The following is a 13,604-nucleotide window of genomic DNA, read 5'->3' on the forward strand; positions in this document are numbered from 1 at the left end:
CTACAGCATCGCCAGCCCACCCTCAGAACAAAACCTCAGTTCTCGTGCCGCCGAGCCCGGGACAAACGCCGCTCCAGGAGTACCTTCAATGTCTGCTGTACACGTAGTCCGCTTCGAATTTCAGAACGGTATCCACTGGGGCGTGCTACGCCAGGGCCGTATCACGGTGGTTCCCGGTGCTTTTGAAACCACCGGTGATTTCATTCGCCAGAACAGTATCGACGACCTCGCTCAATTGAAAGGTACGGAGCTTGCCGAGGGCGAAGTGAAACTGCTGTCGCCGGTGACCCGTAACCAGCAGTTCGTCTGCCAGGGCGCCAATTACCGTCAGCACATGATCGAGTCGGGCATGGACCCGGATGCGAAGAAATTCAACATGATCTTCACCAAGGCGACGAGTTGCCTGGTGGCGGCTGACAGCGACCTGATCAAGCCGCGCACTGTGCGCTTCCTCGACTACGAAATTGAATTGGGGCTGGTGATGAAACGCGCGATTACCGGCGCTGTTGCTGTCACCGACGCCAATCTGCATGAGTTCATTGCAGGCGTCGTCATCGTCAATGACTACTCGGCTCGTGACATTCAGATTCCCCAGATGCAGTTCTACAAGGGCAAGAGCTTCCGCACTTTCGGTCCGGTCGGCCCGTACCTCTGCCTACTGGATGCCACGAGCATTCATTACCTGAAGGAGCTGCAACTGCGCCTGACCGTCAACGACCAGGTGCGACAGAACGACAGCACGGCCAACCTGGTTTATGGCCCCGCTGAAACCCTTACCGAACTTTGCGCCCTGCAAGATTTCGCCGCTGGAGACTTGATCGCCACCGGTACGCCTGCCGGCTGCGCTCTGACGGTACCGTCGCCTGCCAAACAGCGCATTGCGGCCCTGATGCCAGAAGCGACCAAGTGGAAGCTTTTCCTCAAGGCGCAGGAAGGTCGGACGCAATATCTCAAGCCCGGCGACGTAGTCGAGGCGCGCATTCGCAGTGCTGATGGCGTGATCGACCTCGGCGTGCAACGCAACCGAGTCGTGGGGGAAGCCTGATGGTTGTGCAGACCCTGAGTGACATTGAAAGCCTCGAACAAGTCCCGCTGTCGGCACGTGGCCTGGCTTCCAGTACTTATGAAGCACTGCGACAGGCGGCCCGGTGCTCCCCCCAGGCACCGGCGCTCAGCTTCTTCGCCGATGCCGCGGATTTCAGGCGCACCTACAAGTGGAACTACTCCCAGCTCTTCGGGGATATCACCCGCGCAGCGAATGCCTTCGATGACCTGGGCATAAAACCGGGCGAGGTGCTTGCCTTTGTCTTGCCTAATCTTCCGGAAACCCATTTCACGATATGGGGCGGGGAGGCGGCGGGCATCGTCATGGCGATCAATCCTCTGCTCGAGGCCAGGCAGATGGCCGGCTTGATGAATGCCGCGAAGGCATCCGTGGTGGTGACGCTCGCGCCGACGGCGGGCAGCGATCTTTGGCCCAAACTGGCTTCGCAGCTGGATCAGTTGCCTACGGTCAGGTCTGTCGTTTGGGTCAGCATGGAGCCCTATGTCGCCGAACCTGTGCGTGGGGCTCTAAAGGCCGTGGCACTGAAGGAGCGAGACTTGCACAAGGGTATCGCGATCCACGATTGGCAATCGCTGATGAATACTCAGCCGCACACACACCTCAAGAGTGGACGGCAAATCCGCCAGGATGAGTGCTCCTCCTACATCTGCACGGGCGGCACCACCGGGCTCCCCAAGATCGCCGCGCGTACCCATGGCTCGGAAGTATTCAATGCATGGGCCATGGCAGCTCATATGCAGCCACGCAGCGGTGGCCAGGTGATCTTTTGTGGCCTGCCGCTGTTTCATGTCAATGGACAACTGGTGACGGGACTGATGCCTTGGACTCAAGGCGACCATGTGATTCTCGGGACGCCTCATGGGTATCGTGGCGAGGGGGTGATCCCGCGATTCTGGGAGATGGTCGAGCACTTCGGTATCAACTTTTTTTCCGGCGTGCCAACGGTCTATGCCGCACTTCTGCAAAATGAATGTGAGGGCCGCGACCTGTCCAGCCTTCGCTATGCAATGTGTGGCGCCGCCCCCATGCCGGCTGAGCTTTTTCGGGAGTTCGAGCGCCGGACCGGGGTAAAGATCCTTGAAGGTTACGGTCTGACCGAGGGCGCCTGCGTCTCCTCGATCAATCCGCCCCATGGCGAGCGCCGCATCGGCTCCATCGGAATACGGATCGCCTACCAGAATATGCGCGCGGTCCTGCTCGATGACTCTGGAGCTTACCTGCGCGACGCTGACGTGGATGAGATCGGCCTCATCACGATCAGTGGACCGAACATCTTCAGTGGCTATCTGGAGGAACGTCATAACCAGGGCCTGTGGATCGATATCGACGGTCAACGCTGGCTGAATACGGGCGATCTGGGTCGTCAGGATGCGCAGGGTTACTTCTGGCTGACCGGACGCAAGAAAGAGTTGATCATCCGCGGCGGTCACAATATTGATCCCAAGCAAATCGAGGAGGCGCTGCAGGCGCATCCCGCCGTCGCCCTGGCCGCTGCGATCGGCAGCCCCGACGCCTATTCGGGCGAGGTGCCGGTCGCCTACGTTCAACTGCGCCCCGGGCAACATTGCAACGCCGGAGAACTTGAGTCGTTCGCTCAACTCAACATCAGCGAGCGGGCTGCAGTTCCCAAGCGCATTGAAATCCTCGAGGCGTTGCCACTGACTGCCGTGGGCAAGATATTCAAGCCCGCCTTGCAACAGCGGGAAATTGCCAAAGTAGTCCAGGAGGAAGTGGAGCGCCTGGGGCTTTTGGATATTGCTGTCGAGGTCGTGCAGGACAATCGCCGTGGGCATGTCGCCTGCGTCAGGGCAGGAACTGACCAGGAAGTCCTGGCTCCGCTCTTGGGTCGCTATAGCTTTCAAGTCGAGTGGCTTGATTGAGTTTCTGATTCACATCCGTAAGTCCAGCAGTCGTGCCCTGGCGCTGTTCGGCCAGGGCGTTTAACACAACTTCGATCAACTCCAACCGGCACTGAAAAGTGCACAGGAAGGCGAAGCCTTGCCTGCGTGCAATCAACAAAAACAATAAACAAGAGGTGGAAAATGAACTTGAATAGCCGTGTGATCCCGTGTCTCTCTGCTCAGCGAAAGTGTGCTGTCTGGATTAAGTTCACCAGTGCCATGGTACTACTCAGCGCCTCTTCTATTGCAGGTGCCAATGGCATTGCTCTAAACGAACAAAGCGCAAGCAGTGCGGGAACTGCTTATGCGGGACGGTCATCTTCCGCGTTGGACGCCAGCACCATCTTTGGAAATCCAGCGGGCTTGACCAAGTTGAAGCGTAGTGAGATTTCCGGCGGAGCCGCGGTCGTCTCGGTGAGCGACGACATTAGTGATGCACAGAGCAGTGCCTCAGGAACGAATAAAGGAGACTCGGTACCTTTGGGGGGCGTGCCCTTCGCCTATATGTCGACGCCGCTTGACGATCGTTTTTCGATGGGGCTGGGCTTCTATGCACCGAGTGGCCTGATCAATGATTACGAGGGCTCTTTCCAGGGCCGCTACCATGGTTCCTATAGCACGACAAAGGAAATAACCCTGCAGCCCACCATTGCCTATCGGATCAATGATTACGTGTCCATTGGTGGCGGGCCGACCATAAACCGTTTCAATGCAAAGCTTCAGAATTACCTGGCCACCGGCGCCCTGAACAACGGCGAGGACACACTGGTTACCATCAAAGGCGATGACACGGCACTTGGCTACAACGTCGGCATCCTGGTTGACTTTACCGAGGCTACCCGTTGGGGGATTAACTACCACTCGAAGGTGGACTATGAGCTCGAAGGGCATACTGAGGTTTCCGGCTCCCCGAGCGTTATCCCGCTGGACGGAAATTATGACAACAAGATAGACATTACTATGCCCGAATCAGTGGACACGTCCATCACCCATCATTTCAATAGTCGCTGGACGGGATACCTGGGGACCACCTGGAAACGTTGGAGCCGGATCCAGAAGGTCGAGGCAATCAACAGCGGTCTTTCCCCCCTGGGTCAGGCAGCTGGCCTGGGACGTGTGACCGAAGAAATGAACTGGCGCGACACTTGGGCCACCGCAGTTGGCGCCTCCTGGCAATTGAACCAACAATGGCTACTGCGCGCAGGCTACGCCTATGATCCGTCGCCCATCAGGAATGCCGATCGCAGCGTACGTGTCCCGGTTGGGAATCGCCAGGCCGTGACCTTGGGCGGTGCTTATTCGCCGAGTTCCGATCTGACGATAGACTTTGCTTATGGTTATCTCTGGGATTCCAAGGTTTCGGTAAAGCAGTCGAACAACTCCGGTCTTCAGCCTGAATACAGTGCCAGGTACGACAATAGTGCGAATGGCGTTTCAGTGCAGGCAACCTATCGGTACTGATCAACTCTCAATCAGCGCCAACAGCCACAGGCACCCCATTGAGGTCAGTCCAGACGGGCCGCAATCGACCCGCAGTTGAGGGTGATGAAGGTAAGAATCGGCTGAGTAGTCAGTCAGATGTGTTTTCGAAATCAGGGGCTACTCACACCGCCGCAGATTAGCTATGAACTCTCAACAGTTATGGTTTTACCGCGTGAGCCTCGTCAATGTGGGGAGCGTCCGCTGGTTTCTTCTGCGGAACTATAAAACTCACTCCCCGCAGGGGGAGGCTGACATCGTCAGAAGTCGAAGAACACCGTTTCCGCTTCGCCTTGAAGGTGAATGTCGAAGCGATAGGCCAGCTTCCCGTCAACCGTGCAGCGCCTGGCAATCAGGGATTCACGCCGATGTGGCTGTTCGATCAGATTCAAGACGGGGTCCACGGCATTCGCCTCGGATTCGTCGTCGAAATACAGCCGCGTCTGCAGGTGAATGTTGATGCCTCGGGCGAACAGCGACACATTGACATGCGCTGCCATGGGCACCCCCGAGGCATTGTTCACCGGGCCAGGCTTGACGGTTTCGATCGTCCATTCGCCGGCATCGGTAGTGGCGGTACGGCCAAAGCCGTTGAAAGGTTTTTCCAGATCGAAAGCGCTGTCGTAGTGGCCTTCGTGATTGGCCTGCCAGAGCTCCAGGAACGCGTCACGAACCAAGTGGCCGTTACCGTCATAAACGTGACCCAGCAATAGAATGTGCTCACCGGGCGCGCCAGGTTTTGCCATCACATTCCAGATTTCCTGTTCCCGCGGCGGGTTGCCGGCCGCTTCCAGCGCCAGTCCGATATGGACATAGGGGCCGGCTGTTTGCGATGGGGTTTCAGGCAGAAGTTGAACGGGCATGTGCAGGCCTCCTCAGCAGTTTTCGAAGTGGGTCTTGCGCTGGCCGCGCAGGACGATATCAAAGCGATACGCCAGGCAATCCATGGGATTGGCCATGCTCATGTCGAGCCTGGCGATCAGGCTCTGTACCGCGTCCGGATTGGCGATCGACTTGACGATCGGGCACATGGGAATCAACGGATCGCCTTCGAAATACAGCTGGGTAATCAGGCGCGTGGCAATGGACGGGCCACTGATGGAGACATGGATATGGGCGGGCCGCCAGTCGTTGGGGCCGTTGCGCCATGGGTAGGGGCCGGGTTTGACCGTACGGAAGCTGTAGTTGCCATCGCGGTCGGTCAAGGCACGGCCGACGCCACCGAAATTCGGATCGAGAGGCGCCAGGTAGCTGTCTTTTTTGTGGCGGTAACGACCACCGGCATTGGCCTGCCACATCTCCACCAAGGTGTGGGGAATCGGCTTGCCGTACTGATCGCAAACCCGGCCCGCGACGATGATGCGTTCGCCGACGGGCAGGCCACCGTGATTGAAATTCAGCAGCAGGTCGTTATCGTGCCGGCCCATCTTCAGATGGGAAAAATCCGGGCCGCTGGTTTCCGAGACAGACTGGGGAATGCTCACCAGTGCCTGGCGGGGGGAGCGCAGGATCGAAGTCTTGTAGTCAGGTGTCAGGGCTTTGGGATGCCAATTACGGTCACGAATGGCGAAGCGGCTTTCATGCGCATCAGACATGTCGTTTTTCCTATTGTTATGGTTGGTCAGAGGCAAGCACTGCGATGGCAGCGACTTGCAGCCCAGTCTCCTCTTGTGCGGCCCAACCCAAAATTGAAAAAACCGACTTGTTGCATGTCCAAATGGTTATGGATATTTCCCTTCGCAATATTCTTGTCCGACCTCGCGCAGTGCCTCCACGCACCACTGGACCGCGGGTGTCACCGGCAACACAGGATTTGTGCAGAGCCCCACGGAACCACCGGCCTCACGCATACCCAACTCCACCAGCTCACCTAGCTTCAAGTCCTGCCTGACCGCGTCAAAAGGTGCGACCCAGATGGCCTGGCTGCATTGGACGTAGCGCCGGCTCAGGGCAATCGACAGGGTTTCCAGGCGTTGGCGCGAGGGGGTGATCCCGTGCTGCACAAACAGGCTGTCGGCGAATTTGCGGATCGTCGTCCCGGCCAGCGGTAGTACCACCGGATAGTCTTCAAGGTTGTTATGCCCCGGTGGATCACTCACCACTGGATGGTCTTTACGTACCACCAGGGTCATGGATTCGCTGTAAAGGTGCTCGAACGTCAACCCGTGAATCGATGGGCTATCGGTCATCCTGCCGACCACCAGGTCCAGTTCGCCGACACGCAGTTGGGACAGCAGGTAGGCGCTCGGCCCGGTCACGACACTGACCGCCAGGGCGGGATGCCGGTCATGTAAACGGCAGACAACCTCAGGCACCAACAGGCTTTCGACGGTGGAGAGTACGCCCAGGCGTATGGCAATCGGCTCATGCACGCCGGAGCGCAAACTGTTGACCCCTTCACGCAGCGATTGCACGCTCGGCCCCGCATAACGCAAAAAGGCCACCCCGGCCTCGGTCAGCGTCGAGCCCTTTTTGCTGCGCTCGAACAGCCTGGCATCCAGCAGGGATTCCAGTTCCTTGAGCGTCTTTGAAAGCGCCGGCTGGCTGATGGCCAACTTGTCGCAGGCACGTGCCAGGCTGCCCTGGCGCGCCACCTCGAGAAAACACACCAGATGACGGAATTTGATTCGGGTGTCGATGTTCAATCTGCAGCTCCGCCTTCGTGGTATGGCATTCATTATTCCTGATGGCCGATACCGGAAAAACGTAGGTCATCGGTCGGCATTCGGCAGTTCGCAGCCCGGGATCACCCAAAGCAGACGGTTACCTCAAACCGCTTGGTAACTGTTCAGACAATCTGATCCTGAATTTAATTTACCCACCTTTCACTCTTGCTCCGAGAACTCACCAGCCTGAGTACCTCCAGATAAGAAGGGGGCTCGGGCACAATGCCGCGTTGACGTAGCAACGCGTGCAGTTGCGGTAGCCGGAAGTACGGCACGGATGCCATCAAATGATGCTCGATATGATAGTTGACCCGGATTGGCGCTACGCATGCCCGCGCGATCCAGCCGGCGTGGGTGCTGCGCGTGTTGCGCAGTACATCCGGGCCCGGCTCCAGACAGGCATGCTCTGCCATTGAACGGATGCGAATGAACAGTGGGAATGGGGTGATGTAGGCCAGCACCCAAACGCCATACAACCAGGCATTGCCACAACCCCAGAGCACGGCTAGCAGCAAGCCATTGGTGATCAGCATGCCGCTGGCGTTTTTCAGGAAACAAAGTGGATAGTCCCACCAGCGCCGCTCCTGTTGGGGCAAACGACGGATGTCGCTGGTCAACGACCACTGCAGCACGCCGGCATCCATCAGGAAACGACCCAGCAAGAACTTCAACCCGGTGACCCCCGAGAGATCGCGCAGGCATTTACGCAATATTGATGATCGAGTCGTGGGTAACCCGGCCACCAGGCACAGATCGGGGTCTTCTGCCGTGGAGGTCTTGGCGTGGTGGGTCAGGTGGTATGGACGATACTTGTGCAGTTCATTCCAGACCGGTCGCGCGCACAGCCAGTCCACCAGCACATCGTTGCACCACTTGGTCTTGAACAATGTTCCGTGGGCGGCGTCATGCTGCAAAATGCCGAAGCACAACTGACGCCCGGCAATGATGACCATGCCAATAATCAGGGCAAGGACCAGGCCCCACCAAGGCAGGACGGTGCGTGCCCACGCCAGGCTCGCAAAGGTTATGGCGACTACGGCCCAGGTAGACGCCACTGCCCAGGTGCCCCACACATCCGAACGCTCGCTGAAGGATTTGATTTCGTCGCGGCTGAGAATGTCGCTGATTTTGGTTTTGTTGCGCATATCTATCCTCGCTGGCAGGGGGCCGTTGATGGGTTAGTTGAGCGTTGGGGCTTGTTGTAGAAAGGCACGCCAAATCCGGTGGCCGCGATCGACGAAATGCCTGACGCAGGCAAAGAACTCGTCACGCAGTGCAACATCGACCAAGGGGGGTGGCAGCAAAGGGTCGAACACCACCTGGCGAATCGCTTCGCGACCAAGGTGGAAAGACTCGCGAGCGGCTTGATCCAGACCCAGTTGTTTGGCGTGTGATGACCAGTTATTTAATGTTTCGCAGTGGCGACGATAGCTGTCATTCAGCGCCATCCCATCCCACAGGCCTTGGATGCGACGGGTTTGTTCATCATCAAAACCCATGGCCTGAAAGACCAGTGCGGCAGGCTCCATTCCGAGCTCTATCAGTCGCCGCTGCAAAATTTCGACGCCGGGTTCGAGATTGTTTGGACGTACGTAGAGATCTTTTTCCAGCTCGGCGAAGCCGAGCATGTGCAGCGCGCGTTCACGCTGGCGCAATACCCTGCGGTCACTGCGCCCCAGAGCATTGCAAGCGACCATCAGATAGCCGCCAGACCAGGGACGAAGCTGTTGATCCAGATTGCGCCACTCAAACAACTGCGTTGAAAGCTCGATGGCCCGGGATCCCAGCTGATAACTGCCGCGGCCGGCGCCTTCAAGCAGCGCTTCGGTCGTCAGCCTCGCCAAGGTAACCCGGACATTATTTGCACTGATTCCAAATAGGTTACAGGCGGTGATGGCCTCCCTTACATGCAAGGGGGCGCCACTTTTTGCAACAAGCAGATCGAGCACCAGGTTTTTTGCGCACGGTTTCATAAGCCCCCAAAATTTATTACAGCAATTGTCATATTTTCGGCATGGGCATTAATATTAATCAATATGACAAAAATGCCTTTTCTGGGTAATTTGGCGCGCTGCCTGTCGTGATGGTGCTGAAGTAGCGAGCGGTAGAAGCGAAAGTCGTCCTCTGGCAACCATCCGCAAGGTCCGCATTTGGCCGAGAGCCGCCTGTCGCCACGTGCAGGAATCAGTCAGAAGAGAACGCTTGTCGCCGGTACCTGCGGCCAGATTCGGCCCAAAGACGTCCTGACGTATCAGACATAAAACTGTCGGGTCACCTCACAGCCGCAGCCGTAAGGTTTCAAACAGCGCGCGGTCTTCCTTTTTGGCCGAGCGCGCATGGCGCCGAATGACCTGTAACAGGCATTCGGTGAAGCAGACCGCCGGATTGCTCAGTGCGCCATTGCGGCGAGTCACGATGCTCAGCTGTCGGGGCTCGAACTGCTCAGTCAGCCCCAGTGATACCACACGCCCCAGAAATGGCGGGGCTGTGCTTACGATGGACGGCCCCCAGGTGCACATGTCGGCCCGCTCGACCATCATCTGCAAAATGGCCAGTGAATGAGCACGCACGATTCGATTCTCATCAATTTGCGCGCCGTGTTTCCAGAACAGTTCCTGCATCAGCCCATCGTGCCCGTCCGGCGCGTAGTTCAGGGTCCAGTTTTCTTCCAGTAACTCGTGGATCGATCGCGCATGCTGTCGGGCGTGACCTTCGCGGACCAACACCGAGGTCTGGTAATCGAGCAAGGTTTCGCAGGCGAACTCCTGACTCGATTGTGTGGGATGGAGTTGGCCAATCGCGAAGTCCATGCTGCCGTCGCGCAGCAGCGGTTGGGCAACGGCCATCAGGCTTTCGAACAGTTCCAGCTTGATTTGTGGCATACGTTCGCGAAACACCGACACGACTTCGGGCAGGAAGGTCAGGGCGACCCATGGGGTGATCCCGACGCAGAGCCGGCCTTGAGCCTTGCCACGCATGTGATCAAGCTCGGTCTGTGCGTGCTCCAGTTGCTTGATCACCAGCCGGGCGTGAGTCAGCAGCACTTTGCCGTATTCGGTGAAGTTCAGACCGCTGGCGGTTCGGGTAAACAGCGGTAGCTGCTGGCTGGTTTCCAATTCGCGCAACGCTTTGGTCACAGCGGCCTGGGAAATCTGCAGCGAACGAGCGGCCGCGCGGATACTGCCGGTTTCGGCGCTGGCAATCAGCGCCTGCAATTGATGCAGTTTCATCTGCTCACCCTGGTGACAACTCATGGTTGTCATCATAACCAAACTGCGCCTCCCCAGCCCAGCGTCCGTTCCCTAAGATCGACCCCAACAGCGCATTCGCTGCTGCACAGCCCCTGTCGAAGGAGAACACCCATGGATGCCGGCCTGGTCCTGCCTGGTATTGCCGCGATGCAAGATGAAATGATCGCGATACGCCAGAGCATTCACGCGCACCCTGAACTGGGTTTTGAAGAATTCGCCACCAGTGAACTGGTTGCAACGTGTTTGACTCAGTGGGGCTTTGAGGTCAGCACCGGGGTGGGCAAGACCGGGGTCGTTGCCACCCTGGAAAATGGCGAGGGTCGGTCCATTGGCTTGCGCGCTGACATGGATGCGTTGCCGATACAGGAAACCACCGGTTTGCCCTATGCCAGCCGGCTCGACGGTGTCATGCATGCCTGCGGTCACGACGGTCATACAGCAGTCCTGCTGGCAGCCGGTCAGTATCTGGCCCGGACACGGGCGTTCAAAGGCACCGTGCACCTGATTTTCCAACCGGCGGAAGAAGGGCTGGGCGGTGCCAGGAAAATGCTGGAGGACGGGCTGCTCGAACGGTTTCCGTGCGACGCGATCTTCGCCATGCATAACGTGCCGGGTTATCCCGTCGGGCATTTGGGTTTTTACAGCGGACCATTCATGGCGTCCGCCGACACGGTGAACATCAAAATCATCGGCAACGGTGGCCATGGCGCGGTGCCGCACAAAGCCGTCGACCCGGTGGTGGTCGCTGCCTCGATCGTGATGGCCCTGCAAAGTATCGTCTCGCGCAACGTCAACCCGCAGGAGATGGCGATTATCACGGTGGGCTCCCTGCATGCCGGGAGCGCCTCGAATGTCATCCCGTCCAGCGCCGACCTGAGCCTGAGCGTACGCGCTCTGACCCCCGGGATTCGCCACTTGCTGGAGGTCAGAATCACTGAATTGGTCAAGGGCCAGGCCGAGAGTTTTGGCGCCCGGGTCGACATCGATTACCAGCATTGCCATCCGGTGTTGATCAACGATCCCGAACAGACAGCATTTGCCCATGAAGTCGCCCGCGACTGGCTGGGAGAGGAACACCTGATCGATGACTTGCGACCGTTCACGGCCAGCGAGGACTTTGCTTTTGTCCTGGAAAAATGCCCCGGCAGCTATCTGGTGATCGGCAATGGCGAGGGAGAGGGCGGGTGCCTGCTGCACAACCCCGGCTACGACTTTAATGACGACTGCCTGCCGGTGGGCGCCAGCTATTGGGTCAAGTTGGTCGAACGTTTTCTGTGTTGAGACAGCGCATTTTCGCCCGTTGTGCCGGTAAAAAATCTGCGGCCTGAAGAGGAATAAAAATGAACAAGATGATTGCAGCCGTTTCCCAGGTGTTCCTGACGGCCTCGAGCCTGGCGGGGGCGGCCGACTGGTCTGGCAAAGTGTTGAAATTGGGGGTGGACCCGACGTATCCACCGCTGGAATACAAGAACCAGGATGGCACGCTGACCGGCTTTGGGGTCGACATCGCCGAGGCGTTGTGCGCCGAACTGAAAGCCCGATGCGTCTGGGTGGAAAGCAGTTGGGACGGGATGATCCCGGGACTGCTGGCGCGCAAGTTCGATGCGGTGGCGTCGTCGATGACCATCACACCCAAACGCCTGGAGCAGATTGCGTTTACCGACAAGGTCTCCAATGCTCCGGCACGGTTAGTGGCCAAACGTGGATCGGGATTACAGCCGACCCTCGAATCGCTCAAGGGCAAGCGCATTGGTGTGGAGCAGGGTTCGACCCAGGAGCACTACGCCAAAGCGGTTTGGGGTGCCAAAGGCGTGGACGTTCTTTCCTATCAAAATCAGGATCAGGTGTACGCCGACCTGGTCGTGGGGCGACTTGATGCCTCGTTGCAGGGTGCCATTCAAGCCAGTTACGGTTTCTTGAAGACAGCGGCGGGTAAGGACTATGAATTTGCCGGTGCCACTCTGGATGCCCCGGGCTTCTTCGGCGTCGGTGATGGCCTTGGTCTGCGCAAGGAGGATGTCGCGTTGCGCGAAGACTTGAACAAAGCCCTGGCAACCATTCTCGCCAACGGTACTTACGCGCGGATCAACAACAAGTACTTCGACTTTGACGTCTACGGCGCCCGGTAACGGTGCCCGGTAACGGTGCCCGATAACGGCGCCAGGTAGCGCGTCGTCGTTAGCTTGAACAGGGCGCTCGTTCGAGCGCTCTATTGCCCCCCTTCAATTCTGCCGTCGCCGGGCTCGCGACCGACCCATGGCGAACAGTCCGGACACTAGAGTCAGGTGTCGGATTGATGAGCCGCCCAGTGTTTCATTTCTTCTGCAATGAAGTGGTTCACCAGGTCACTGTACATCTTCTCGATTACATCAGGGCTCAGGCCCTCAGCCTCGGCCCACTCGCGTCGTGTCGCCAACATGGCCTTGAAACGCTCCGGAGCACGCACCGAAGTCACTGAGGTCTTGTACTTCGAGGCAGCCAGTACGTAGTGAAAGCGCTTGCCCAACAACTTGATGACAACCTGGTCAAGGGCATCGATTTCGCGTCGGATATCCTCCATGCCTGCACACTCTTCGGGCTGCAACTGATTGATAACGTCCATGTAGGTGACTCCGTTTGCTGAGATGTTCGTGGGTTCGGAAGAAGTAACGGCGCGCGGTCTTTCGTGAGGGCGGCTATTGAGCTGCCTGGCCACTTCATTGAGCCTGCTAGCATTGGATGTCAGCGAGCCAAACAAGGGTGGACCATGGAGACAAGAAAAGTAGCGCTGAATGAAATGGACCATCTGCGCAAATCATTAAGCCAGGCAGGGCTGCCCTTCAGTGATGTCAGCGAACCGGATCGACAGTTTTACCGGTTTGAAGTGGATGGGCAATGGGTGGCTTATGGAGGGCTCGAAGGTGCGGGTTCCGATCTGTTGCTGCGCTCGATAGTCGTTTGTGAGACGCATCGTGGGGAGGGGCTGGGTAAAGCGGTGTTGTCTGAACTGGAACGCTTGGCGGTCTCTCAAGGTGTAATCCGGTTGCACCTGTTGACCCAGGGCGCTGCTGGTTTTTTCACTGCCAATGGGTACGAACTGCTTGGCAGGGACGAGGCGCCTGCGGTGATCACCCGGACCGTTCAATTCAAGCATTTGTGCCCCGCATCGGCGAGCTATCTGCGCAAGGTGCTTAACCGTCTCCCTTGTACTGATTAGTCATTGATGCGCATCGATTGAGGCTGATTCGGTGGTCAAAAGAAT

13 protein-coding genes are annotated in these 13,604 nt (G+C 58.0%); 6 read left to right on the top strand and 7 right to left on the bottom strand.

Annotation, left to right across the window (positions count from 1 at the left end; translation table 11 throughout):
* Positions 1-88 precede the first annotated feature (88 nt).
* The 3 genes from ACM6G4_RS03515 (at position 89) to ACM6G4_RS03525 (ending at position 4,428) form a co-directional block, all read left to right on the top strand.
* Positions 89-1,045 carry a fumarylacetoacetate hydrolase family protein gene (locus ACM6G4_RS03515; RefSeq protein ID WP_223542094.1) on the top strand — a complete coding sequence of 319 codons (957 nt, stop codon included), beginning with the start codon at positions 89-91 and terminating at the stop codon, positions 1,043-1,045.
* The gene (locus ACM6G4_RS03520; protein ID WP_414913066.1) at positions 1,045-2,946 is read left to right on the top strand and encodes an acyl-CoA synthetase; all 1,902 of its coding nucleotides are present in this window, start codon (positions 1,045-1,047) and stop codon (positions 2,944-2,946) included. The genes ACM6G4_RS03515 and ACM6G4_RS03520 overlap by 1 nt, the downstream gene beginning before the upstream one ends.
* A 162-nt stretch (positions 2,947-3,108) precedes the next feature.
* Complete coding sequence (locus ACM6G4_RS03525) at positions 3,109-4,428, top strand: outer membrane protein transport protein (protein WP_223542096.1); 1,320 nt, start codon at positions 3,109-3,111, stop codon at positions 4,426-4,428.
* A 278-nt stretch (positions 4,429-4,706) separates the two neighbouring features.
* Here the strand turns inward: ACM6G4_RS03525 and pcaG are convergent, their stop codons facing one another.
* The 6 genes from pcaG to ACM6G4_RS03555 all read right to left on the bottom strand — a co-directional run bounded on the left by pcaG (position 4,707) and on the right by ACM6G4_RS03555 (position 10,342).
* Entirely contained in the window at positions 4,707-5,309 is a 603-nt protein-coding gene (gene pcaG, locus ACM6G4_RS03530) for a protocatechuate 3,4-dioxygenase subunit alpha (RefSeq protein ID WP_223542097.1), read from the bottom strand.
* A 12-nt stretch (positions 5,310-5,321) separates the two neighbouring features.
* The gene (gene pcaH / locus ACM6G4_RS03535; protein ID WP_223542098.1) at positions 5,322-6,041 is read right to left on the bottom strand and encodes a protocatechuate 3,4-dioxygenase subunit beta; all 720 of its coding nucleotides are present in this window, start codon (positions 6,039-6,041) and stop codon (positions 5,322-5,324) included.
* A 126-nt stretch (positions 6,042-6,167) separates the two neighbouring features.
* Positions 6,168-7,091 (bottom strand): pca operon transcription factor PcaQ, encoded by a 924-nt coding sequence (gene pcaQ / locus ACM6G4_RS03540; protein WP_223542099.1) that lies wholly within the window; start codon positions 7,089-7,091, stop codon positions 6,168-6,170.
* A gap of 164 nt (positions 7,092-7,255) precedes the next feature.
* Positions 7,256-8,257 (bottom strand): fatty acid desaturase family protein, encoded by a 1,002-nt coding sequence (locus ACM6G4_RS03545; RefSeq protein ID WP_223542100.1) that lies wholly within the window; start codon positions 8,255-8,257, stop codon positions 7,256-7,258.
* Between the two features lie 33 nt (positions 8,258-8,290).
* Positions 8,291-9,085 carry a PaaX family transcriptional regulator C-terminal domain-containing protein gene (locus ACM6G4_RS03550; RefSeq protein WP_409079328.1) on the bottom strand — a complete coding sequence of 265 codons (795 nt, stop codon included), beginning with the start codon at positions 9,083-9,085 and terminating at the stop codon, positions 8,291-8,293.
* A 303-nt stretch (positions 9,086-9,388) separates the two neighbouring features.
* Complete coding sequence (locus tag ACM6G4_RS03555) at positions 9,389-10,342, bottom strand: LysR substrate-binding domain-containing protein (RefSeq protein ID WP_056722914.1); 954 nt, start codon at positions 10,340-10,342, stop codon at positions 9,389-9,391.
* 132 nt (positions 10,343-10,474) lie between these two features.
* Between ACM6G4_RS03555 and ACM6G4_RS03560 the strand changes: the two genes are divergently transcribed.
* The gene (locus tag ACM6G4_RS03560; RefSeq protein ID WP_409079329.1) at positions 10,475-11,644 is read left to right on the top strand and encodes a M20 aminoacylase family protein; all 1,170 of its coding nucleotides are present in this window, start codon (positions 10,475-10,477) and stop codon (positions 11,642-11,644) included.
* Positions 11,645-11,703: 59 nt separating this feature from the next.
* Positions 11,704-12,492 carry an ABC transporter substrate-binding protein gene (locus ACM6G4_RS03565; RefSeq protein WP_414913067.1) on the top strand — a complete coding sequence of 263 codons (789 nt, stop codon included), beginning with the start codon at positions 11,704-11,706 and terminating at the stop codon, positions 12,490-12,492.
* Positions 12,493-12,644: 152 nt separating this feature from the next.
* On the opposite strand, the gene ACM6G4_RS03570 is transcribed toward ACM6G4_RS03565, so the two are convergent.
* Complete coding sequence (locus ACM6G4_RS03570; RefSeq protein ID WP_056722908.1) at positions 12,645-12,965, bottom strand: isochorismate lyase; 321 nt, start codon at positions 12,963-12,965, stop codon at positions 12,645-12,647.
* A gap of 144 nt (positions 12,966-13,109) precedes the next feature.
* Between ACM6G4_RS03570 and arsN2 the strand changes: the two genes are divergently transcribed.
* Positions 13,110-13,559: an arsenic resistance N-acetyltransferase ArsN2 gene (gene arsN2, locus ACM6G4_RS03575; protein WP_414913068.1), complete on the top strand. Its 450-nt coding sequence runs from the start codon at positions 13,110-13,112 to the stop codon at positions 13,557-13,559.
* Positions 13,560-13,604: the final 45 nt, after the last annotated feature.

The sequence above is a fragment of the Pseudomonas sp. IT-P258 genome, assembly GCF_949767825.1.
Lineage (GTDB): Bacteria > Pseudomonadota > Gammaproteobacteria > Pseudomonadales > Pseudomonadaceae > Aquipseudomonas > Aquipseudomonas monachiensis.

Bases quoted from the DNA above. Each gene is read 5' to 3' on its own strand.
- ACM6G4_RS03550 (WP_409079328.1), bottom strand. From the start codon at position 9,085: ATGAAACCGTGCGCAAAAAACCTGGTGCTCGATCTGCTTGTTGCAAAA.
- pcaH (WP_223542098.1), bottom strand. From the start codon at position 6,041: ATGTCTGATGCGCATGAAAGCCGCTTCGCCATTCGTGACCGTAATTGG.
- ACM6G4_RS03525 (WP_223542096.1), top strand. From the start codon at position 3,109: ATGAACTTGAATAGCCGTGTGATCCCGTGTCTCTCTGCTCAGCGAAAG.
- ACM6G4_RS03570 (WP_056722908.1), bottom strand. From the start codon at position 12,965: ATGGACGTTATCAATCAGTTGCAGCCCGAAGAGTGTGCAGGCATGGAG.
- ACM6G4_RS03560 (WP_409079329.1), top strand. From the start codon at position 10,475: ATGGATGCCGGCCTGGTCCTGCCTGGTATTGCCGCGATGCAAGATGAA.
- ACM6G4_RS03545 (WP_223542100.1), bottom strand. From the start codon at position 8,257: ATGCGCAACAAAACCAAAATCAGCGACATTCTCAGCCGCGACGAAATC.
- arsN2 (WP_414913068.1), top strand. From the start codon at position 13,110: ATGGAGACAAGAAAAGTAGCGCTGAATGAAATGGACCATCTGCGCAAA.
- ACM6G4_RS03520 (WP_414913066.1), top strand. From the start codon at position 1,045: ATGGTTGTGCAGACCCTGAGTGACATTGAAAGCCTCGAACAAGTCCCG.
- ACM6G4_RS03515 (WP_223542094.1), top strand. From the start codon at position 89: ATGTCTGCTGTACACGTAGTCCGCTTCGAATTTCAGAACGGTATCCAC.
- ACM6G4_RS03565 (WP_414913067.1), top strand. From the start codon at position 11,704: ATGAACAAGATGATTGCAGCCGTTTCCCAGGTGTTCCTGACGGCCTCG.
- ACM6G4_RS03555 (WP_056722914.1), bottom strand. From the start codon at position 10,342: ATGAAACTGCATCAATTGCAGGCGCTGATTGCCAGCGCCGAAACCGGC.
- pcaG (WP_223542097.1), bottom strand. From the start codon at position 5,309: ATGCCCGTTCAACTTCTGCCTGAAACCCCATCGCAAACAGCCGGCCCC.